This is a genomic window from Streptomyces sp. NPDC013187, from assembly GCF_042899705.1.
Lineage (GTDB): Bacteria > Actinomycetota > Actinomycetes > Streptomycetales > Streptomycetaceae > Streptomyces > Streptomyces hawaiiensis_A.
Window position 1 is genome coordinate 130646 of record NZ_JBIBAF010000009.1, and the last position, 22134, is coordinate 152779.

General features: G+C 70.0%; 18 protein-coding genes and 1 pseudogene. 4 read left to right on the forward strand and 15 right to left on the reverse strand.

Annotation, left to right across the window (positions count from 1 at the left end):
* Positions 1-26: 26 nt before the first annotated feature.
* From hypA to ACFY5B_RS20570, 8 genes are all read right to left on the reverse strand, one after another.
* Positions 27-377: a hydrogenase maturation nickel metallochaperone HypA gene (gene hypA / locus ACFY5B_RS20535; protein WP_389971155.1), complete on the reverse strand. Its 351-nt coding sequence runs from the start codon at positions 375-377 to the stop codon at positions 27-29.
* A 7-nt stretch (positions 378-384) separates the two neighbouring features.
* Positions 385-576, reverse strand: coding sequence for a hypothetical protein (locus tag ACFY5B_RS20540; protein ID WP_389971157.1), 192 nt, complete (start codon positions 574-576; stop codon positions 385-387).
* A gap of 34 nt (positions 577-610) precedes the next feature.
* Positions 611-817 carry a hypothetical protein gene (locus ACFY5B_RS20545; RefSeq protein WP_344455147.1) on the reverse strand — a complete coding sequence of 69 codons (207 nt, stop codon included), beginning with the start codon at positions 815-817 and terminating at the stop codon, positions 611-613.
* Between the two features lie 42 nt (positions 818-859).
* On the reverse strand, positions 860-1456 hold the full coding sequence (locus tag ACFY5B_RS20550) for a DUF5947 family protein (RefSeq protein WP_389971159.1): 597 nt from the start codon (positions 1454-1456) through the stop codon (positions 860-862).
* Positions 1453-2001, reverse strand: a complete 549-nt coding sequence (locus tag ACFY5B_RS20555; protein WP_389971161.1) for a NifU family protein — start codon at positions 1999-2001, stop codon at positions 1453-1455. The genes ACFY5B_RS20550 and ACFY5B_RS20555 overlap by 4 nt, the downstream gene beginning before the upstream one ends.
* The gene (locus ACFY5B_RS20560; RefSeq protein WP_355822756.1) at positions 1994-3787 is read right to left on the reverse strand and encodes a nickel-dependent hydrogenase large subunit; all 1794 of its coding nucleotides are present in this window, start codon (positions 3785-3787) and stop codon (positions 1994-1996) included. The genes ACFY5B_RS20555 and ACFY5B_RS20560 overlap by 8 nt, the downstream gene beginning before the upstream one ends.
* A gap of 64 nt (positions 3788-3851) precedes the next feature.
* Positions 3852-4940, reverse strand: coding sequence for a hydrogenase expression protein HypE (locus ACFY5B_RS20565; RefSeq protein WP_389971163.1), 1089 nt, complete (start codon positions 4938-4940; stop codon positions 3852-3854).
* Position 4941: 1 nt separating this feature from the next.
* Positions 4942-6531, reverse strand: a complete 1590-nt coding sequence (locus ACFY5B_RS20570) for a hypothetical protein (RefSeq protein WP_389971165.1) — start codon at positions 6529-6531, stop codon at positions 4942-4944.
* A gap of 351 nt (positions 6532-6882) precedes the next feature.
* Here ACFY5B_RS20570 and ACFY5B_RS20575 point away from each other — a divergent pair, with 351 nt between their 5' ends.
* Both ACFY5B_RS20575 and ACFY5B_RS20580 read left to right on the forward strand, forming a co-directional pair.
* Positions 6883-8559, forward strand: a complete 1677-nt coding sequence (locus ACFY5B_RS20575; RefSeq protein WP_389971167.1) for an NAD-dependent malic enzyme — start codon at positions 6883-6885, stop codon at positions 8557-8559.
* Between the two features lie 423 nt (positions 8560-8982).
* Positions 8983-9147, forward strand: a pseudogene (locus ACFY5B_RS20580) (DinB family protein); the annotation flags it as partial.
* Positions 9148-9304: 157 nt separating this feature from the next.
* Here ACFY5B_RS20580 and ACFY5B_RS20585 read toward each other — a convergent pair.
* On the reverse strand, positions 9305-10117 hold the full coding sequence (locus ACFY5B_RS20585) for a hypothetical protein (RefSeq protein WP_389971169.1): 813 nt from the start codon (positions 10115-10117) through the stop codon (positions 9305-9307).
* A gap of 12 nt (positions 10118-10129) precedes the next feature.
* On the reverse strand, positions 10130-10603 hold the full coding sequence (locus tag ACFY5B_RS20590) for an NUDIX domain-containing protein (protein ID WP_389971171.1): 474 nt from the start codon (positions 10601-10603) through the stop codon (positions 10130-10132).
* Between the two features lie 303 nt (positions 10604-10906).
* Between ACFY5B_RS20590 and ACFY5B_RS20595 the strand changes: the two genes are divergently transcribed.
* Positions 10907-11359: a hypothetical protein gene (locus ACFY5B_RS20595; protein ID WP_389971173.1), complete on the forward strand. Its 453-nt coding sequence runs from the start codon at positions 10907-10909 to the stop codon at positions 11357-11359.
* Positions 11360-11408: 49 nt separating this feature from the next.
* On the opposite strand, the gene ACFY5B_RS20600 is transcribed toward ACFY5B_RS20595, so the two are convergent.
* The 3 genes from ACFY5B_RS20600 to ACFY5B_RS20610 form a co-directional block, all read right to left on the reverse strand.
* Complete coding sequence (locus ACFY5B_RS20600; protein WP_389971175.1) at positions 11409-13976, reverse strand: SpoIIE family protein phosphatase; 2568 nt, start codon at positions 13974-13976, stop codon at positions 11409-11411.
* Between the two features lie 97 nt (positions 13977-14073).
* Complete coding sequence (locus tag ACFY5B_RS20605; RefSeq protein ID WP_389971177.1) at positions 14074-18345, reverse strand: HAMP domain-containing protein; 4272 nt, start codon at positions 18343-18345, stop codon at positions 14074-14076.
* 268 nt (positions 18346-18613) lie between these two features.
* Positions 18614-19018, reverse strand: coding sequence for an STAS domain-containing protein (locus tag ACFY5B_RS20610; RefSeq protein WP_389971179.1), 405 nt, complete (start codon positions 19016-19018; stop codon positions 18614-18616).
* A gap of 105 nt (positions 19019-19123) precedes the next feature.
* On the opposite strand from ACFY5B_RS20610, the gene ACFY5B_RS20615 reads away from it, so the two are divergent.
* Positions 19124-19453, forward strand: coding sequence for a helix-turn-helix transcriptional regulator (locus ACFY5B_RS20615; protein WP_389971181.1), 330 nt, complete (start codon positions 19124-19126; stop codon positions 19451-19453).
* A gap of 101 nt (positions 19454-19554) precedes the next feature.
* Here the strand turns inward: ACFY5B_RS20615 and ACFY5B_RS20620 are convergent, their stop codons facing one another.
* Both ACFY5B_RS20620 and ACFY5B_RS20625 read right to left on the reverse strand, forming a co-directional pair.
* Positions 19555-20790, reverse strand: coding sequence for a glucuronoxylanase (locus tag ACFY5B_RS20620; RefSeq protein ID WP_389971183.1), 1236 nt, complete (start codon positions 20788-20790; stop codon positions 19555-19557).
* Between the two features lie 311 nt (positions 20791-21101).
* Positions 21102-22055, reverse strand: a complete 954-nt coding sequence (locus ACFY5B_RS20625; RefSeq protein WP_389971185.1) for a LysR family transcriptional regulator — start codon at positions 22053-22055, stop codon at positions 21102-21104.
* Positions 22056-22134: the final 79 nt, after the last annotated feature.

Sequence of the window (22134 nt, forward strand, 5' to 3'; positions counted from 1 at the left end):
GTCGGCGGGGGCCCTTCGTCCGCTCGCTAGGCCGGTGCCGGCTCGATCCCGGCGATCTCCAGCTCACGGCCGCTGCGCAGGTCGCTGGAGGGCTGGTCGCAGCGCGGGCACCAGAAGAACGGGGGCATGCCCACCGGGAACTCCTCGGCGCACGGGCCGCACCAGGCCTGCGCGGGGATCTGTTCGACGACGAGCCGTGCTCCCGCGAGGGACGTGCCGTCACGGGCGACCTCGAAGGCGAAATCCAGGGCGTCGGGGACGACGCCCGCCAGCTCGCCGACCCGGACGGTCACCTTCGAGACGGTGTCCGTCCCGTCCGCCCGGGCCAGCTCGTCCGCCCGCTCGATGATCGCGGTCGCGATCGACAGTTCGTGCACGGCCCGCTCACGGGTAGCGGTGGCCGGCGCGGAACCCGCCCGCCATCCGCCAGATCCGCGCTTCGCGCCTCAGGCTGGGCCACTCCCAGCACAGCAGGGCCAGGGCCGCGCCGCCCACCAGGACGGCCTCGGTCTTCAGCACCCGCTGCCCGCTCATCCCGCCCCGCCTGCGCATGACGGTTCTGCCTACTCGTTTCATTGCGGTGACTCCCTGCTCGTTCGCATGACGGTGTTCATCCCGGCGAGATGTTCGGCATGGTCTCCGCGAGGGCGTCATGCCGCTTCCAGTGGATCCCCGTGGAGCGGCGCGCGTCGGCGGTGCCGTCCGCGTGGTGCCCCTTCTGCTGCTGGCGCGGTCCCTTGTTGCCCTGGTGCATCCCGGCGACGTGCCGGGGTGTGTCGGGCTTCGCCTGGGGCCGGCCCACTCTGATGCTGCCCATGGGGTGCTCTCCTTCCTCGCCTCCGACCTGCGGAGTGCGTGGCTATGGCCGCTCGGTGAGGTCCTCGAAGAACTGCCGGACGGCCGGCCAGATCCGGCCGCCGCCGGACAGACCTCGCCACTCCCGGCGTACGACGGCGACCATCCGGTAGCAGTCGTCGATCGGCACGATCCAGTGGTGGTCGAGGCCGTGGACGGTGTTGACCAGCAGGGCCTCCACGTCGGGTTCCACGCTCGCGAGCTGTGGACACGTGCCGGACAGTTTCCGCCAGGCCTCCGCGTCCACCTCCCAGCGCATGGCTCCCGCCGGGCTCGGGCCCTCGGCGGTGACGGTGCCGTCGGCCCTGGGCACGAAGAAGACCAGGCCGACCGGTACGCCCAGCGCGGCCGTGTCGACCTCGGGCAGCCGCACCCGGCGCCGGGGCACCAGACGGTACTGGCCGTCCCCCGCCGCCGCGTCGGCGAACAGCACGGAGCAGGGGCCGCAGACGCAGCGCACCTCCTCCTGCCCGGTGTCGTACAGGTGGGCGTGCTCGTCGGCGACCGGCGCGGCGCACAGGTCGCACACCTCCTTCTCGGCCGCCGCCGCGCGATCGGCCGAGGAGCGGATGAGGCGGGCCAGTGCCCCGTCGGTGGTCACGGCGCGCCCCGGCGCGTCAGCGTGGTCAGGGGGACGAAGGCAGGGGGCGTCTCGGTCACGGGCTCCACCGCCGTCAGCTCGGGAGCCACGGCGAGCACCGCCGCGCGGACCGCGTCGGTGACCTCCGATCCTCCGCCGCCGCAGCCGGACCCGCATCCGCCGCCGCCCTTCGTCAGACGGACCCGTGCGACCTGCCCTTCGACCCCGGCCCACTCCACGTCGCCGCCCCGTTCCCGTACGGCGGGCCGCAGCCGTTCGACCGCGCGGGCCGCCCGGCGTTCGGCGGGCTCGGGGTGGATGTCGTGCAGCACCATGAGGTGCCCGAGCAGCTCGTCGTCGGCCAGACGCTCGGCCAACCGCTCGTCCGCGGCGTCCAGGACGCGGGCCAGGGCCTCGCCGTAGACCTCGGTCAGCAGGGCCACCGCCTCGGTCGCGGAGCGGGTGGTGGGCCCCGGGGCGGACTCGAGGGTTTCGAGCGCCTGGTCGAGCCGGGCGAGCCGGGCCTCGACGTCCGGGTCGGCCAGCCGTGCGCCGGCCTCAGCCATGGTTCGCCCCGTACGTCGGCGAGTGCAGGGTGGTCAGTGTCTTGCCCTTGCCGACGTACATGTGCACACCGCACGGCAGACACGGGTCGAAGCTGCGGACCGTGCGCATGATGTCGACGCCCTTGAAGTCGTCCGGCCCGTTCTCCTCGAAGATGGGCTGGCCCTGGACGGCGTCCTCGTACGGGCCGGGCGTGCCGTACATGTCCCGGGGGCTGGCGTTCCACGGGGTGGGTGGGTACGGGTGGTAGTTGGCGATCTTCTTGTCCTTGATCACCAGGTGGTGGGAGAGGACGCCGCGCACCGCCTCGTGGAAGCCGCAGCCGATCGCCTCGTCCGGCACCTCGTAGTTCTCGAACACCTTGGTCTCGCCCGCGCGCACCATGCCCATGGCCTCTTCGAGGAACTGCAGGGCCATGGCGGCCGCGTAGGCGATGAAGTAGGGGCGGGCGCGGTCGCGTTCGATGGTGTTGCTCCACTGCGGGATGCGCCACTCCAGTGTGGTCTCCGGCAGCGACTCGCCCTTGGGCAGGGAGATGCGCACGCTGTGGCCGGTGGCCTTGACGTACGGGGTGTCGACCAGGCCGCTCAGCGCGGTCGACCACAGGCGGGCCAGGGGACCGCCGCCGGTGTCCAGGGCGAGGTGGTCGCCGGTGCGCTGGTCGAACCAGCGCGGGCTCATCACCCAGCTGTACTTGTCGTCGAAGTTGCGCTTCTGCGGCACCGGGACGGTGGTCTGGTTCCACGGGTGGCGCATGTCGACGGGGTTGCCGAGCGGGTCGTGGGTGACGAACGGCTGCTCGTTGACCCAGTCCTCGTAGTAGGAGCTGCCGAGCATGATGCGCAGGCCGAGGTTGATGTCGACGAGGTTGTTGGTGACCAGTTCGCCGTCGACGATGATGCCCGGGGTGACGTACATGTCCTTGCCCCAGGAGTTCATGTTCTCGTAGCGGTAGTCGACCGTCTGGGGGTTCTGGAAGGCGCCCCAGCAGCCCAGCAGGACGCGGCGGCGGCCGACCTCCTCGTAGCCGGGCAGTGCCTCGTAGAAGAAGTCGAAGACGTCGTCGTTCATGGCGACGGCCTTCTTCACGAAGTCGATGACCCGCATGAGGCGGCTGAGGTAGTCGGTGAAGACGGTCGGCTGCGGCATCGTGCCGACGCCACCCGGGTAGAGCGTGGAGGGGTGGACGTGCCGTCCCTCCATCAGGCAGAACATCTCGCGGGTGACCCGGCTGACCTTCAGGGCCTCCTTGTAGACCTCTCCCTCGAAGGGGTTGAAGGCCTTCATGATGTCGGCGATCGTCCGGTAGCCGTGGATCTCGCCGCGGGGTGCCTCGGTGCGTTCGGCGCGTGCCAGGACACCGGGGTTGGTGGCCTTGACCATCGCCTCGCAGAAGTCCACGAAGACCAGGTTGTCCTGGAAGATCGTGTGGTCGAACATGTACTCGGCCGCTTCGCCGAGGTTGACGATGTGCTCGGCCAGCGGGGGCGGCTTGACGCCGTAGGCCATCTGCTGGGCGTAGTCGGAGCAGGTGGTGTGGTTGTCGCCGCAGATGCCGCAGATCCGGGACGTGATGAAGCCCGCGTCGCGCGGGTCCTTGCCCTTCATGAACACCGAGTAGCCGCGGAAGAGCGACGAGGTGCTGTGGCATTCGACGACTTCCCGGTTGGCGAAGTCGATCTTCGTGTAGATGCCCAGGTTCCCGATGATCCGTGTGATCGGATCCCAGGACATGTCCACGAGCTGTGGTGGCTTGCGGTCCGTGGGACGGGCCTCGGTGGTGGTCATCTGCGGTACTGCCCCTCGCTGTCGGTGGTGTGTGGGGTGGTGGGCTTACTGCGGGGAAGCCTCATCAGGCGCGCCAGTGGGGGTCGTAACCGCTGGTCAGCTTGCGCTTGTTGTGGCGCCATCTGGGCTCGTGGTTGACCAGCTCGTTGGTCATGCCGCGCAGTCGTCGGACGACGGCCCCGTACGGCTTGATGACCAGGGACGACAGGGTGCTGCCCGGGGGCTCGTCCATGAACGGCATGAACGCGTCGGGGAAGCCGGGCATCGTGCAGCCGATGCAGATGCCGCCGACGTTGGGGCAGCCTCCGATGCCGCCCATCCAGCCGCGCTTGGGCACGTTGCAGTTGACGACCGGACCCCAGCAGCCCGTCTTCACGAGGCACTTGGGTGAGTTGTAGTCGGCGGCGAAGTTGGCCTGCTCGTAGTACGAGCCGCGGTCGCAGCCCTCGTGGACCGTCTTCCCGAACAGCCACTGCGGGCGCAGCATGTGGTCCAGCGGCGGCGGAGGCGCGGAGCCGGCCGCGTGGTAGAGGACCCAGATCAGGGTCTCCATGAAGTTCTCGGGCTGGATCGGGCAGCCGGGCACGTTGACGACGGGCAGGCCGGCCTGGGAGGTGTAGTCCCAGCCCAGGTAGTCGGCGAGGCCCATGCAGCCCGTCGGGTTGCCGGCCATGGCGTGGATGCCGCCGAAGGTGGCGCAGGTGCCCGCGGCGACCACCGCCCAGGCCTTGGGGGCCAGTTGGTCGATCCACCAGTTGAGGGTCTGCGGCTCGCCGGTCTCCGGGTCGTTGCCGAAGGACGTCCAGTAGCCGTCGCCCTCGATGATGTTCTGGTTGGGGATCGAGCCCTCGATGACGAGGATGAAGGGGCCCAGCTCGCCGCGTACGGCGGCCCGGTAGGGCGCGAGGAAGTCCTCGCCGCCCAGGCTGGGCGAGAGCACCTTGTTGATCAGGTTCACCTTCGGCAGGCCCGGGATCAGCCCGAGCACCAGGTCCTCGATGGAGGGCTGGTCGGCGGCGGTGAGCGAGACGGTGTCGCCGTCGCAGCTCATGCCCTCGGAGATCCAGAGGATGTGGATCTCGTCGATGCCCTGCCGGACCTCGGACCGTTCGGGTTCCTTGCTGACTTCTTCGGTGCTGCTGTGGATGGTCATGTCACTCGGCCTCCGCTGCGGGGGTCTCGGAGTCGGACGTGTGCCGCGCAGGAGCTGCGGCGGGAGCCGGTGCCGACGGCTCGTCCGGGGATCCGGCGGGCTCGAGGGGTTCGAGCTCGTCGGGCCGGAAGTAGTGGAAGCGGCCGTACCAGTTGTTCAGTTCGGCGGCCGGGTCGTCGTCGAGGGTGACGGCGAGGTGCACGCTGCCGTCCACGTCGTGGAAGACGGCGGCGACCTCGGCGGTCCGCCCGGCCAGGAACATGTCCTGGGCGTCGGCGCCGCGTCCCCGGGGGCGCAGCCGTACGCGGCTGCCGCCGCCGAGCCGGACGCCGTCGACGAGCACGGTGTCGGTGGTCGGTGAGAGACCGTCATCGGCCCCCTCCTGCCACCAGGCGGGACGGTCGGCGGACGCTGTGGGGGTGAGGGGTGTCAGGGGGGCGCCGCCGGACGCCGTGGGGCCGACGGGCGTCAGGGAGTGGTCGGCCGGCGCCGTGGGGGCGGCCGGTGTCAGGGAGCGGACGGCACCGTGGAGCCGTTCGAAGACCTCCTGCGGCATGGTGTCGACCCGGTCGAGGATCGCCGCCGCCCGCGGGTCGGTGGCTCGCGCCTCGCGCTTCTCCTCGTCGGTCAGCAGCATCGTGCGCAACGTGAGGATCTCGTCGATCTCCGCGGCGTCGTGCAGGTCACCCGGGCTCTCGGGGGCGACCTGGGGGTGGTCGGGCAGGATGATCGGCGCGGACAGCAGGACGTGTCCGGTGTCCCCGGCCTCGCCCCCGAGCACGGGGAAGGTGAACTCGTTGCGGCACGCGCGCACGGGTGCTCGCAGGTCCGTCGGTGGATCGATCAGCGAGACGAACTCCACTCCCTCGCCGCCGATGAGGGTGTGGGTGGCGATGAGGGCCCGGCGCAGGGCCTCGTCGCGCGCGGTGCCCGGCCGCGGTGCGGGCGCGGTGTTCGCGGTGCGTACGCGGACCCGGCAGAGGTCCTCGGAGAGCCGCTCGGCGGTGAGGACGGTCTCGGCCCGGATCTCCTCCCGGCTGCGCACCACCCGCCCGGTGCCCCCGGGCAGCGGCTCGACGTCCTCACCCGCCGCTGCACCCACCGCGACGGTGCGTCCGCCGCGAAGGAGTTCGTCGAGCGGGGCTTCCATCTCGCACTCGCGCGGCAGGGCTTCGTCGAAGGTGAGATGCACCGTGCCGTCGTCGCTGTGCAGCGATTCGACGGGGCGGCCCGCTTCTTCCACCTGCTTGCGCTGCATCTGGAGGTAGCGGACCCGCACGCGTAGGCGGGCGCTGTCCGGCTGACGGATCAGCAGCAGGCACTCGGTCTGCTGGTACCAGGAGTCGGCGGAGCCGGAGACACCGGGGAGGACGGGGCCGTCCGCCTCCACCCAGTCCCGGGGGAACAGCACGCCGAACTGCCAGCGGACGCGGTTCTTGGCGGAGGAGCGGCGGTAGGGGTAGAGCAGGTAGCCCTCGTAGAGGACGGCGTCGGCGACGGCGCTGAGCTGCTCGAAGACACCCGGGGACGGGCGTGTGCCGGCCGTCGCGGCAGCGCCCTTCGTGCCGCCCTCGGCCAGTGCCTCCGCCATCGCGCCTCCTCGTCCTTGTGTGCAGGGGGTCCCTGTGTGCACGCGGTCCTGTGTGCACACGGTGTGTCCTGTGTGCACCGCATCCCTTCCACCACGGTCACACCGCTCATCCACGTTCGCCTCCTCCGGCGCAGCGCGATTGGGCTGTTCGGGGTGGTCACGGTGCTGCCACCGTGCCGCGGCGCGGGACGGGACACGGCGACAGGCCTCTCGGCGCCGGGCGTACGGAGGCAGAGCGGGCGGCAGGGCGGAACTCGTCCGTGGCCGGGAGACGTTTCCCGGGAGCCGGTGGGCGTCCGGATGGCACACGTCACCCGCACGAATCGGCGCATCACGGGAAGGCGTCACCTCATGGACCAGCCGACACATCACCCCCGCCCCACCACCAGCCCCGCCGTCACGACCCTGGCCGACCCCCTGGTCAACAAGGGCACCGCCTTCAGCCGGCGCGAACGCGAGGAGCTGGGCATCGACGGACTGCTGCCGCCCGCCGTGGAGACCCTGGACGAGCAGGTCGCCCGCGCCTACGAGGCGTTCCACGGCTACGACAAGCCCCTCAACCGGCACATCTACCTGCGGCAGCTCCAGGACACCAACGAGGTGCTCTTCTACCGTCTGGTCACCGAGTACCTGGAGGAGCTGCTGCCCGTGGTCTACACGCCCACGGTGGGCGAGGCCTGTCAGCGCTTCAGCGAGATCTACCGGCGGCCCCGCGGTCTGTTCCTCACCTGGGAGGACCGGCACCGCTTCCGGGACATCCTGCGCAACCGCCCGCACCGGGACCACGACGTGGACGTCGTCGTCGTCACCGACGGCCAGCGCATCCTCGGCCTGGGCGACCAGGGCGTCGGCGGCATGGGCATCCCCGTCGGCAAGCTCAGCCTCTACACGGCGATCGGCGGCATCCACCCGGCCCGCACGCTGCCGATCCTCCTGGACGTCGGCACCGACAACGAGACCCTGCTCGACAACCCCCGCTACCTGGGCCGGCGTGCCCGGAGGCTGACCGGCGCCGAGTACGACGAGATGATCGAGGCGTTCGTCTCGGCGGTCGAGGCGGAACTCCCCGGGACGCTGCTGCAGTGGGAGGACTTCGCCACCGCCCACGCCCACCCGATCCTGGCCCGCTACCGCGACCGACTGCTCACGTTCAACGACGACATCCAGGGCACCGCGGCCGTCACGCTCGGTGCGCTGTCGACCGCGGCGGACGTGGCCGGCACCCCGCTGCCCGAGCAGCGGGTGGTGATCCTGGGCGCCGGGTCGGCCGCCATCGGCGTCGCCGACATGATCCGTACCGCCATGGTCGACGAGGGGCTGTCGGAGGACGAGGCCACGGCGCGGTTCTGGATCCTCGACGTCGACGGCCTGCTGGTGTCCTCACGTTCCGAACTGACCCCGCAGCAGCGGGCGTTCGCCCGCGACGACAGCGAGGTGGCCGACTGGGACGGCACCGGCCTGGCCGAGGTGGTGCGTCGCGTGGAGCCGACGGCGCTCATCGGGCTGTCGACGGCGCACGGCGCGTTCACGGAGGAGATCGTGCGGCAGATGGCGTCGACCTGCGAACGGCCCGTCGTGTTCCCGTTGTCCAACCCCACCTCGCACTCCGAGGCCGACCCGGCGGACCTCACCCGCTGGACCGACGGGCGGGCGCTGATCGCCACCGGTTCGCCCTTCCCGCCGCTCACGGTCGACGGGCGTGAAGTGCCCGTGGCGCAGTCGAACAACGTGTACGTCTTCCCGGCCATGGGCCTCGCGGTGACCGCGAGCGGGGCCACCCGGGTCACGGACCGCATGCTCGTGGCCGCGGCCCGGGCCGTCGCACGGTGCGCGGTGCGGGCGGCGGACGGCGAGGACCTCCCCGTGCCGTTGCTGCCGCCGCTGACCGGGATGCGGGAGTCAGCCCGCGAGATCGCCCTGGCCGCGGCCCTCGCCGCCGTCGAGGACGGGGTGGCCCCGCGGGCGACGGAGGAGGACCTGCGCGAGGCCATCGCCCGGGCGCAGTGGACGCCCCGGTACGAGGACTAGGTGCGCTGTCCGATGGGTCGTGCGAGCCGGCCAGGGCCGTCCCCTGGTTCATGTTGTCGCTGACGACCCCGTGCTTTCAGCTGATCGACGCCGAAGCGCGCGGGTTCGCCGAGGAAAAGCCGGTGGTCGTTCTGAGCGGAGTGGACAGCTCGTTGTGGGACGTCAGGTCCGTCGACGAGGGCGTGCTCGGCGGACTTCGTCGCCACTACCCGGATGCGACGGACCTCTGAGCGGGGCTTCACCTCGGGCGGGGCCAAGGCCGGGTGATGCCCCGCAACATTCTGGCCCTGAGCCCAGCCCAGTCTGCCGGGTTGCCCACGGCACACCGTCGTTTGCGGCAGCGCGGCCCGAAGGGCGCATCGGCCCCCGGCGTCATCTCCCGGTGCGGTACGCTCTCGCGGCCCACGGTCGGCGACGGCGTCGGCGGACGCCGACCTGAAGAATCCGCCCCCGGTGGGTCCTGAGCGGCGTCCCATGGAGGGCATCGTCCTGCACGTCAACAGGGAGCTGATCCATCACGGCGCCGAGATTTCCCTGCTGCGCGACCTCCACCGCTGGCAGGACGGAGCCGTACCGCGCCGCATATGACTCCCCGGCAGTCGTCGATCGAGCTTTGAGCGGTCTTCCGGGCAGACCACCTGTTTCGGGTGGGGACTGCGGAGCATCCAGCGGCCGCTTGTCCGTAGTGAACTTCGTCAGACCTGAGCCGGTTGCGAGGGCGGATCCGGGCCATACGCCCGCCCGGCTAGTTCCTGCCGGACGCTGGAATGGCATTCCATCCAAGTACGCGGTGGAGGTGAGCAGTTTTCGGGTAGAGGGTGTCGGTTCCCGAGCGAGGGCCGATCTCAAACAGGTCGATCATCAAGAAGAGCGGATAGCCCGGAGACTGAGGCGTCTGTTTCACCACGATGCCCTCGCAGCCGATCAGCGTGCCTGACGGTCCCCAGACAACTGTCCAGGTGTGGGGCTGCGACGCGTCCAAGGGAAGGACGACTTCTGTCATGTCGGTTGTCAGCCGCGCGTCCGAATGTGCCTTCACTCCGCATCGGGCGCGACTCTTACCTTCGCCGACAGCGTCGGCGTCGATCTCGAAGATGCAGATCTCGCCGCTGTCCCTCTCGGACAGATGCTCCGTCCCCACGAGCCACGCCGCGAGCATGCACCCCTTGTGCACGCTCGCGCTCACGGTCACATCCACACGTCCGGCGGTGGGCGCCCACAGCAGGCGTTCCGGTGTCTGTGTGCGGACGACAAGTCCATCCGAACGATGCCGATGTGTTCCTCGCCGAGAGCCTGCGGGACCAGAAAAGACTCCGGTTTGCAGGTTGGACACGCGAAGTGGGGCGTCTTCCTTTCGCCAATCCAGCTGGTCTTCGTCGATACGGAGCCGCAACCCCGAATCGTTCAGGTCGTAGCGTGCCTGAGAACGCTCGGGTGACGTCCAGTGCGGAAGATAGTGATCGACCCAGCGATCTTCCCTGAGCCGCGGAGCGGTGAAATCTTCCTCGAAGTCGGGCTCACGAGCCGGAAAATCGGGCAGTCCGAGATCGGCCATCATGACACCATCCTGTCAGTGGCTGTGTTCAAGCCAGAGGGCGCACTGTTTCATGCGGAGGCGATCGTCAGAGAACCACCCTTGCCAGGGCTCATCCAAGCGATGCCAGGCAGCCGGCTGACCACTCTCAGACTTCGGCTTCGGCCTCTGGTCGACCACTGCCAGATACGAAATGCCTGCGGTGGCCGACCAGGTGGGGTGATACGAGCGCACAGTAGCGGCCGCCGGGGTCCCGATCAGCTCTGCCCGCACCCCGGCCTCCTCGAACAGTTCTCGGCGAGCAGCCTCGCGTGGCGTTTCGCCGGGATCGACCTTGCCACCCGGCGCCACCCATCCGCGCCATCGGTGATGCACCAGCAGGACATGGGTCAAGGTGCTGTCGAAGGCCCACACCTCGGCTGCGAGAGGCCCTTTCATGACTGCATCGGGTCGGCACAACCACTCCACCGCTCCGTCCTGGACCGCGAGGGCTTGACGCGCGTCGAGCACCGCGGCCTCAAGAGCCCGGGCCTCTGTTCGATGTCCTCTCATCTGCCAGAGCCTAGGACGCACCGGTGACAACCAAGCCCTCCGGTCACGTGGGTTTCAGGCAGGCCGGCTGAAGGCCGTAGGGGCGAGCTGGATTCTGTGTGCGCAGGGGGCCGGGGCGGGAAGTCAAGGCGAAGAGGTCACACCTATAAGCTGATCATCATGGAGTACGAGGGGCCCGGAGGGCCGGTCCGAGCGGTGTGTCCGAGGTGCGGCGGTGGCCAGGTCCGAACGGTTGAGCAAGCACGCGGCGGCAAGGGTGCGATGCGACACGACCTGTCCGGCCGACTGGCGCCGGGACCGGAGAAGTCCGGCGACGGGTGCATACACGTCGCGGAGGGCATGGTGCTGACCGGCATGGGCATCGCCTTCGCCTACGTCGGCGTGCACCAGGACAAGCCCCTGTACCTGGTCGGCGGGGCGGCGTTCGCTCTGCTCTGCTTCGTCGGAACCATCGTCGTCGCGCGGAGCGACGGTCGCGAGAAGGCCGCGGCCGAGGCCGGTGCTCAGCGCGCGGAGCGCCTGTGGCGGCCTGCGCACTACTGCTCCGACTGCTCCTCCGTGTTCTGCCCGGGCGGCGCCCCGTGGCAGGGAGCGCTCACCCCGGAACAGTTCAAGAAGCTGGTGTGGACCGAGGCCGGCTACGCCGACCAGCTCCCCACGGGCGACAAGGCCAGGGACGCCGTGCTTCCGTCGGGCGTCCTGCAGCAACGGTGAGGCACGAGGGGCGGCACAGCCACTCCCCGCACCTCATCGCGCTCGCCCCTCAGCCGACCCGGATGCCCACGATGCACGTGTCGTCGTCGGTGTCCGACTTGCTGTAGGTCAGCAGGCGGTCCAGCTGCTGGTCGAGGGTGCTGGGCGCCGCGCGGGCGGTGGTCAGGAGGTGGGTCAGGGACTCCTCCACCGGCCGGTCGCGTCGTTCGACCAGACCGTCCGTGTACATCAACAGGGTGTCCCCCGGGGCCAGTTGCAGCTCGGTCTCCTCGTAGACGGCCTCGGGTACGGCGCCCAGCAGCAGACCCTTGACCAGAGGCAAGGGGGCCGCTTCGGTGTCACGGACGAGCACGGGCGGCAGGTGACCAGCCCGGGCCCAGCGCAGCGTCCGCCGGACCGGGTCGTACAGGCCGCACACCGCCGTCGCCGTGACGGCACCCGTCAGATGGTGCGCCACGATGTTGAGCCACGACAGCAACTGCCCCGGCCCGGCACCGGTCACCGCCAGGCCGCGCAACGCGTTGCGCAGGACGACCATGCTGGTGGCGGCCTCTATGCCGTGCCCGGCCACGTCCCCGACACACAGCAGCACCTTCCGGGACGGCAGGACGACGGCGTCGTACCAGTCGCCGCCCACCAGTTGCTCGGTCTCCGCCGGCCGGTAGCGCACGGCGACCTGCAGGCCGGACACCTGCAACGGCGCCTGGGTGGGAGGCATGATGGCGTGCTGCAACTGCAGGGTCAGCCGGTTGCGTTCGGTCGCCTGCTGCTCGGTGTGCGCCAGCTGGTCGCGGGTGGCGGCGAGCGCCACCTCGGTCCAGTGCTGGGCCGAGATGTCCTGGCAGGCGCCGCGCACCAGGAGCAGCCGGTCGTCGGTGTCGAGCACGGGTTCGGCGACGATCCGGATGTGACGGGTCACCCCGTCCGGCCGCTGCAGCCGGAAGGCGGCGGCCGCCGGCCGCTGGTGGTGCAGCAGCGTGCGCAGGAAACGGCGGATGGAGACGGCGTCGTCCGGGTGCGCATGGGCCGGCAGCTCTTCCAGAGGCACCGGGGTGCTCGTCTGCGGGCGCCCGTACAGGTCGAAGAGCTGCCCGTTCCAGGTGATCTCGCCGGTGAGTACGTTCTCCTCGAACCCGCCGATGCGACCCAGCCGTTGGGCGTGCTGAAGCAGACTGGCCAGTCGTGCCGTCTCGTCCTCGATGCGCCAGATGAGGAGGACGGACATGCCGTGGCGGCTGATGCTGATGTCGGCGACCGCCGAGAGGGGGACCTCGTCGACGAGGGCGGTGAGGTTCATGCGGCGGGCCCGGAAGGGTTCACCGGTGGCGTAGACGCGCTCGACGCGCTGGAACAACTCGCTGTCCCCGGCGGCCATGGGGTAGGCCTCCAGAAGCAGCGCGCCGTTCACGACCGCCCGCGACCTGCCTGCCGGGTCCAGGAAGTGGTTGTTCGCGTGCTGGATGCGGAAGTCCACCAGGTGCCCGTCACCGTCCAGATGCGGCACCAGGACTAGGGCGGGGTCGTACAGCCCGTCGGCCAGGTCCATCAGCTCGGCGGCGTCCGGCAGCAGGCGCGGCTCCTTGGCCGCTCCCTGTGGCGGCGTGTACATCTCCAGGGTGTGGGCGCACAGTTCGGCCAGCGCCTCCGTCTGCCGGACGATCTGCGGGGGCTGCGGCGCCAGCGGGGTCGGCCAGGCGATCTCCAGCACACCGTGGATACGGCCTCCGGTGCCCGCGGGCAGGGCGGCCCGGCCGCCGTCCGGATGGTGGTGCAGGCCGATGGTGGGCAGTCCGGTCGCGCCGAGGGTGGTGATCCACTGCCCCTCGCGCTCGATGAGTCCCCGTCGTGCCACGGTCACCACGTCCGGCGGGACGTAGCGCCAGCGCTCCGCCTCGGCCGGCGAGAAACCGGCGCTGCCCGCCAGGGTGAGCGAACCGTCGGCGCCCACGGCCCAGACGGCCACCGCCACCGCGCCGAGCGGGCGCAGCGCCTGCTCCAGCAGGGCGTCCGCCACGGCTTGGGCGTCGTCCGCCGCCAGTACGCCGCTCTCGGCCGCGCGCAGGCGCACGGCGGCCGACTCGGTCTCCGCCTCGTCTGCGGCCCTGGTGGCGGCGAGGAAGGCGTCCGTCACCTCGGACATCCGGTCCCGGGCTGCCTGGTTGATGACGTCGACGGCGAGTTCCAGGGGGGTGACCTGGGCCTGCTCGGCCAACTGGGTGAGCTGGCGGGCGGCCTGGGCCGGGCCGCACTGCAGCCGCTCGACCAGGACGCCCTTGGCGAGCTCGATCAGGGCACGCCCTTCGGCCTCCGCCTGGGCGGCCCGCACCTCCCGGCTGAGCCGTTCCACGGTGGCGGCGAGCCGGCCCACCGGAGAGGCGGGTGAGGGGTTTTCGAGGTCGTCGGGCTGTTCGTCGCGGGACTCCGACGGACCGTCGACGTCCCGCGATGGCCCGCTGGGGGCCGCCGCCTGTTCGTCGGAGGATCGGGATTCCCCGTCCGCGGCCGGGGGCGACGCGTCGGAGGTCACCGACGGCAGCGAAGACTGCGGATCTGCGGCCGAGCCGCGCTGCGGCTCACCGCCCCGACCCGGCTCGCGCGGCTGCTCGGACATGCTCACGGTGTGGAAGCTCCTCGGCTGGAGTGCCCTGGGGCGCGGTACGACTGGCGCTGCGGGGCGCCCGGTCCGCCGGTGCGAGGGCCGGGCGTCGGTGTGCTCATGCGGGCAGCCAGCGGCGGACGCAGGCCATGAGGTCGCGCGTGTCGACGGGCTTGGTGACGTAGTCGCTCGCCCCGGAGGCGAGGCTCTTGTCCCGGTCACCCGGCATCGCCTTCGCCGTGACGGCGATGATGGGCAGCTCGGCGTACTGCGGCATCCGGCGGATCTCGGCCGTCGCGGTGTAACCGTCCATCTCCGGCATCATCACATCCATCAGCACGAGGGCGATGTCCGGGTTGTTCACCAGTGTCTCGATGCCTCTGCGCCCGTTCTCGGCGTGCAGGACGCGGAATCCGTGCAGCTCCAGGATCCCGCTCAGGGCGAAGAGGTTCCGCGCGTCGTCGTCGACGACGAGGACGGTGCGGCCGGCCGCCGTGTCATGGACGGCGGGCGGCGTCAGGTGCTGCGGCCCTTCCGTCCGGACGAGGGAGAGCACGTCCCCGGGTTCCTCCGCGGACAGGTGCAGGGCGATGCGCTCGCGCAGTTCGTCGAGGCTGGACAGCAACTCCAGTGCGCCGTCCGCCGAGCGGGAGCGCAGCGTCTCGTCCAGGGGCACGTCCGCGGGGTGGCTGCTGTGGACCAGCACCGGAACGCTCGTCAGCGCCGAGTCGCCCTCCAAGGCCTGGAGGAAGCGGGACGCCTCGTCGTGGGGCATGCCCAGCTCCAGGACGACGCAGTGACACGGCTCGGACGCGAGGGCACCGGCCGCCTCCTGCGCTCCGACGGCGGTGATGATGTCGACCGCGGGACGCTGAGCACCGTCGGCGCGGCCGTGCGTCAGGTCGGCGACCACGCTTTCCGCGACGAGGGTCAGCAGACCGCGCGACCGCTCCTCCACGACGAGCAGACGCCGGGGCCGGGGGCCGGGCCCGATCTGGGGCACCGGCACCGAGCCGGACAGTCCCTCCGGTACGGGCTCCGCCGAGACGCGCTCCAGGGGCCTGCCGGAGTGGAGCAGTTCCTCGAAGTCGGGACGGGCCACGGGCAGGAACAGCGTGAACGTACTGCCCTGACCCGGCGTGCTGTGCACCGAGACGGCGCCGCCGAGCAGTTGGGCGATCTCCCGCGTGATGGACAGGCCCAGGCCGGTGCCGCCGTACTTGCGGCTGGTCGTGCCGTCCGCCTGCTGGAAGGCACCGAAGATCGTCTCCAGGTGCTGCTCCGGGATGCCGATGCCGGTGTCCTTGACCCGGAAGGCGACCACGGCGGCGCCTCGCACCACACCCTCGGGCACCTCGTCGTCCGAGGCGGGCTCGATGCTCAGTTCCACGCCGCCCTGCTCGGTGAACTTCACGGCGTTCGACAGGAGGTTGCGCAGCACCTGCCGCAGCCGGGAGTCGTCCGTGAGCACGTCGGCGGGCGCGCCGGGTGCGGTCGTCACCGTGAACTCCAGGCTCTTCTGCGTCGTCATCGGCCGGAAGGTGGCCTCGACGTACTCGATGAGCTGTCGCAGCGTCACCCGCTCGGGTGTGACGTCCATCTTCCCGGCCTCGACCTTCGACAGGTCGAGGATGTCGTTGATCAGCTGCAGCAGGTCCGAACCGGCGGAGTGGATGATCTGCGCGTACTCGACCTGCTTGGGCGTGAGGTTGCGGGACGGGTTCTGCGCGAGCAACTGGGCCAGGATGAGCAGGCTGTTGAGCGGGGTGCGCAGTTCGTGGCTCATGTTGGCCAGGAACTCCGACTTGTACTTCGAGGCCAACGACAGCTGCTGGGCACGGGTCTCCAGCTCCTGGCGAGCCTGCTCGATCTGCAGGTTCTTCGCCTCGATGTCCCGGTTCTGCGCGACCAGCAGAGAGGCCTTCTCCTCCAGTTCCGCGTTGGAGCGCTGCAGTTCCTCCTGCTGCACCTGCAACTCGGTGGAGCGGGCCTGGAGTTCGACGGTGAGGCGCTGGGACTCGACCAGCAGCTCGTCGGTGCGGGCGTTGGCCACGATGGTGTTGACGTTGACGCCGATGGTCTCCATCAGCTGCGCCAGGAAGTCCCGGTGGATCTGGGTGAAGCGTGTGACCGACGCCAGCTCGATGACGCCGAGGACCTGGCCCTCCACCACGATGGGCAGCAGCACCAGCGCGGACGGCACCACCTGGCCGAGGCCGGAGGAGATGGTGACGTAGCCGTCCGGCAGCTCCTCCACCATGATGGTGCGCCGGCTGCGCGCTGCCTGTCCGACCAGGGTGCGGCCGAAGGCGATGCGGGCGGGCCTGGTGCTCTCCTCCGGGTAGCCGTAGGAGCCCACGAGCCGCAGTTCGGGCCCGTCGTCCCCGTCCTCGGCGAGGTAGAAGGCTCCGTACTGGGCCGACACCAGCGGGACCAGCTCGTCCATGATCAGCTCGGCGACCACGGGCAGGTCGCGGTGGCCCTGCATCAGGCTCGAGATCCTGGCGAGGTTCGTCTTGAGCCAGTCCTGCTCCTGGTTGGCCCGGGTGGTCTCGCGCAGGGACTCCACCATCGAGTTGATGTTGTCCTTGAGCTCGGCGACCTCGCCGGACGCCTCCACGTTGATCGACCGGGTCAGGTCGCCCTCGGCGACGGCGCTGGTGACCTCGGCGATGGCCCGCACCTGACGGGTCAGGTTGCCCGCGAGTTCGTTGACGTTCTCCGTCAGGCGCTTCCAGGTGCCGGAGACGCCCTCGACCTCGGCCTGTCCGCCGAGCCGTCCCTCGGTGCCGACCTCGCGGGCGACTCGAGTGACCTCGTCGGCGAACGCGGACAGCTGGTCGACCATCGTGTTGATCGTCGTCTTGAGTTCGAGGATCTCACCGCGGGCGTCCACGTCGATCTTCTTCGACAGGTCGCCCCGGGCCACCGCGGTCGTCACGAGCGCGATGTTGCGCACCTGGCCGGTGAGGTTGTTGGCCATGGAGTTGACGTTGTCGGTGAGGTCCTTCCAGGTGCCGGCGACGTTCGGCACGTGTGCCTGGCCGCCGAGTCGTCCCTCGGTGCCGACCTCGCGGGCGACGCGCGTGACCTCGTCGGCGAAGGCCGACAGCGTGTCGACCATCGTGTTGATGACCTCGGCCAGCGCCGCGACCTCGCCCGCCGCCTCGACGGTGATCCGCTGCGACAGGTCGCCGCGCGCCACGGCGGTGGCGACCTGGGCGATGGAGCGGACCTGGCCGGTCAGGTTCGACGCCATGACGTTGACGTTGTCGGTGAGGTCCTTCCAGGTCCCCGACACCCCGCGCACCTGTGCCTGGCCGCCGAGGCGCCCCTCTGTGCCGACCTCACGGGCGACCCGCGTGACCTCGTCGGCGAAGGCCGACAGCTGGTCGACCATCGTGTTGATGGTGCTCTTCAGCTCCAGAATCTCTCCGCGCGCGTCCACGGTGATCTTCTGCGAGAGGTCGCCCTTGGCCACCGCCGTGGCCACCAGGGCGATGTTGCGGACCTGGCCGGTGAGGTTGCCCGCCATGAAGTTCACCGAGTCGGTGAGGTCGCGCCAGGTGCCTTTGACACCCTTGACGTCCGCCTGGCCGCCGAGGCGCCCCTCGGTGCCGACCTCACGGGCGACCCGCGTGACCTCGTCGGCGAACGCGGACAACTGGTCGACCATCGTGTTGATGGTGCTCTTCAGCTCCAGAATCTCCCCGCGCGCGTCCACGGTGATCTTCTGCGAGAGGTCGCCCTCCGCGACCGCTGTGGTGACCTGGGCGATGGAGCGGACCTGGCTGGTGAGGTTGCCCGCCATGTGGTTCACGGAGTCGGTGAGGTCACGCCAGACGCCCGCCACGCCGGGCACCTGCGCTTGGCCGCCGAGCCGTCCCTCGCTGCCGACCTCACGGGCCACGCGCGTGACCTCGTCGGCGAACGCGGACAACTGGTCGACCATCGTGTTGACGGTCTCCTTCAGCTGAAGGATCTCGCCCCGGGCGGGCACGTCGATCTTCTGCGAGAGGTCGCCCTTGGCAACCGCCGTGGCCACCTGGGCGATGTCGCGGACCTGGGTGGTCAGGTTGCCCGCCATCGCGTTCACCGAGTCGGTCAGGTCGGCCCAGGTGCCCGAGACGCCCGGCACCTCCGCCTGCCCGCCGAGCGTGCCCTCGGTGCCGACCTCACGCGCCACCCGCGTGACTTCGGAGGTGAACACGGACAGCTGGTCGACCATGCCGTTGAAGACCGTGGCGATGTCGCCCATGAGGCCGTCCGCGTCGTCCGGCAGCCGGGTACCGAAGTCCCCGTCGCGAACGGCTGTCAGGCCGGCCAGCAGCCGACGCAGCTCCTGGTCACCCGGCACCGCATCGACGACCCCAGTGCTGTCGCTGGTCATGCGCACCCTCGTTCCGCTCCCCAAGAGCCCTCGAAGCCGAGGACTCGGAACCCCCCGGGCCGATGTGCGGCCCGGTTGTCATGCAAGCGTGTTCCACGGTCACAGATGTGTATGCGATGTGGAAATACGCCGCAGGTTAACCCACGTTTCAAGCCCTGAACAAAGCAGCAGCCACCGTCGTCGGCCGAACTGCGTCAGCGCGCCCCGAACCCGTCGACGGCGCCGGCAGGCGGACCGGGGATGTGCCTCTGGAGCGAGGCCGCCCCGCTCAGGAGGCGGCGGCGTCGTCGACGGAATCCCGGGTCTCCAGGAGCATGTCGACTCCAGTGATCTCGCAGAGCCGCTGCAACTGCGCCGACGGCGCCACGATCCGCAGGGTGCCCGCCTGGTGGGTGAGGATCAGCAGATTCAGCAGGGTCGAGTCGGCGAAGGTGATGCCGGAGGCGTCCAGGATCACCTTCGGATGCTCCCTGACCGCGACCGCCAGCGCGTCCGCCAATGACGTGATCGAGTCCATGTCGTAGGAGCCGCGGGCGACGACGACCCAGGCCCCGCGCCATTCGTATTGCAGCACCGGGGCCCCTTCCGAGGCGGGCGCGGCGAGCTGTCCCGGCTGCGTCTCTGCGCCGGTGTCGCGCGTGAGCGCCGGCATGCCGGCCTCGTCCCAGGGCATGGTCGGGCTCCTTCTGTGATTCCCCGAGGGGAGCACGTCATATGTTGCATGAAAAGTATGTCACGTATCTACGTTCCGGCAACGCACTCCTCTAAAATGCTCGGCATGGTCGGAGTGCCCGAGTCCCACAGCGGATGGACGTTCATCACCAGCCACGCGCGTGTACTGGCAGTCATTGCCGACAACCCGAACGTCCGCATCCGTGACATCGCTGCCCGCTGCCGTCTCACGGAACGCGCCGTCTCGCGGATCATCGCCGATCTGGAGCAGGACGGTTATCTCTCGCACACCCGGGACGGACGCACGAACATCTACCGCATCGAGCCGGACAAGGTGTTGCGCCACCCGGCCGAAGCCGGCCTGCCCGTGGCTTCCTTGCTCTCCCTGCTCCTGCAGGACGAGTCCGCCCGCGTCAAGAAGCCCGTCGCCCGATAGCCGGGGTGTGGGAATGGGGCGTGCGCGCGTCGAAACGGCCCTGAGGGGCGCATCGAGACGGCCATGAGAAGCGGGGGCACCGAGTGCCCGCAGGGGGATCCTCAGCCGGTCACGAAAGTTGTCACGCTCTGAGCGGGAAGCTGACCGGTGAAGGAACCGTTCGACACGGTGATCCTGCTCTGGAATGCGAGATTCCTGCTCGCGTCCGTCAGCCAGGACGACACCCCGGACGAGGTGTTGTTCTGCAGGACGAACTGCTGGCTCACTCCCGCGGTTCCCTTGTTGACGGCGACGATGACCAACCGGGAGCCGCTCCCCTTGTATGCCGAGATGTAGACGTTCGGCTGGGGATTCGGCGTCACCGCGATGCGTACGTGCCCTGGGCGGACGAACTTGGAGAAGTGCGCCATGCCGGCACCGCGCTTGCTGATCCGGCCGTCCTCCCGCATGGGTCCGTAGCCGCGCCGGATGTACCACCACACGTAGGCCTGGAACTCGGCGTCCACCATCGCGCGGTGGACGTGCTCCGCAACACCGAGTGCCTGGGGCCAGAGATCGGCCGAATCGCTGCTGTTGGGGTAGTAGACCTCCGTCATCCACAGTTCTTTGCCCCCGCCCTTCTGCTTGAAGAGGGGGTAGGGGAAGTTCTGGAACGGTGTGCCGTAGAGGTGCGCCCCGAGGATGTCCACGTTGGCGAGGGCTCTGGCGTCGTTGAGGATCGGGTCCGAGAAGCTCTTCACATACTGGAAGGACTCAGGAGCGATGACCTTGGTACTGATCGACCCGGCGTTCTCCCGCAGGAACCTGGTCATCTCGCCCGGAGTCCACCACGTCCAGTCGTGAGCGTAGTCGGGCTCGTTCTGCACGGAGATGGCATACAGGTTCACTCCGTTGTTCCGCATGAAGCCGACGAAGTCGTTCAGGTGCTGCGCATAGGCGCCGTACATGGTGGAGCGGAGCCGCTTCGCGTCGGTCTGCTGGCCGTGGACGAAGGTCTCGACCATGTGAGCGGGGGGATTCCAGGGCGATGCGAAGACGGTCGCCCCGAGTTCGATCGCACGCCTGGCCGTCGCGACTTCGCGGTTCCAGTTCGCCCGGTCCTCGGAGACGAAGATTCTGAGCACCGAGAAACCGAGCTGTCCTTCGCCGTTGCCGAAGGCCGTTTCCCTCTGAGCGGATGTCAGGTCGCCGATCCAGAGCGGGTGGTTCATGCCGCCGAATCCCCGGATCGTCTGCCGCGTCGCCGACGGGTCGACGATCAGCGCAGCCGCGACCGACGGTGTGCGAGGTGCTCCGACGGCCGGTGACGTGGCCGCGAGGACGGGCAGAGCGCCCATCGTCGCCAGCAGGGCACGGCGACTTGGAGATTCCGGCCCAGGGGTGCTGGATCCATTGCGGTGTGACGACATGGTTCCTCCTTCGCAGGGGGCGCCGCTCGTCCCGGCGGCTGCTCTCTTCGCCTGGGGGGTGAGCGTGGGAGCGCTCCCTTCACAACGAAAGTTTCGGGAGATCGACCGATCGGGAGCGGTGTAGGGGAACGTAGGTGCGCGCTCTTTCATCGTCAAGACGTAGGGAAGCCGACTGGGCGTGGCGGCTGCGCCCGGCCTGCGTGTCCTCCGCCGCTGGGTGTCCGAGGCCCGGGCCTGCCTCAGCCGCGTCGCACCGCGCCGAGCTGGGCCCGGTGCAGGCCGGGGGCCGTGAACCGCTGCGCCACCGTGCGCAGGACGCGGGCCATCGCCTGGGCGGGTGGAGTGGCGGGGCGGGCCGTGGCGCGGGCGAGCAGGATGCGGCGGGTGGGGGCCGGTACGTCGGAGGCGAACGGCAGGAGACGCACGTCGCTGCGACGGCTGGTGAGGGCCAGACGGGGGGCGAGGGCGATGCCGAGACCGGCCGCGACCATGGCCTGTGCCTCCTGGTAGTCGTGCGACGAGTAGGCGATGCGCGGCTCGAAGCCCGCCCGGCGGCAGCTGCGGCGCAGGACGTCGGTGACGGGGTGGTTGTCGGCGCGGATGATCCACTCCTGGTCGGCGAGGTCGCCCAGGCGCACCGAGGGGTGGCTGCGAAGGGGCGAGTCGGCGGGGACGACCAGCACCGTGGGGTCGTCCAGGAGGTGGGTGAGGGTGAGCGCCGGATCGTCGAGGCGGTTCCACTCGTAGTCCCAGAGCAGACCCTGTTCCACCTCGCCGGTGTGCAGCATTTCCCGGAGTTCGGCGAGGACCCCGGCACGTACCTCGATACGGATGCCGGCGTGACGGCGACGGAAGCGGGTGAGGGCGAGCGGCAGCAGCGACGCGCTCGCCGTGGGGAAGGAACCCAGCCGCAACGTGCCCTGGTCGAGGGCCGTGAAGGAGTCCAAGTCGGCTTGTGCCGCGCGCAGTTCACGGCGGATCGCCTGACCCCGCTCGGCCAGCGCGGCACCCGCCGGAGTGGGGCGGATCCCGCGTGGCAGCCGCTCGATCAGGGGCTGTCCCGCCTCCTGCTCGAGCAGGGACATCTGCTGTGAGGCGGCGGACGTGGTCATGCCCAGAGCCTCCGCGGCGGCGGTGAGCGACCCGCGTTCGGTGGCCTCAGTGAGGAGCAGCAGCCGGCGCACGTTCAGCATGCTTACGACTTTAGCTGAGCTAAACCCAGGTGAAGCGAACTGCGATTGTTCCGAAGTCACGCCTCTGCGAAGGTCTCCG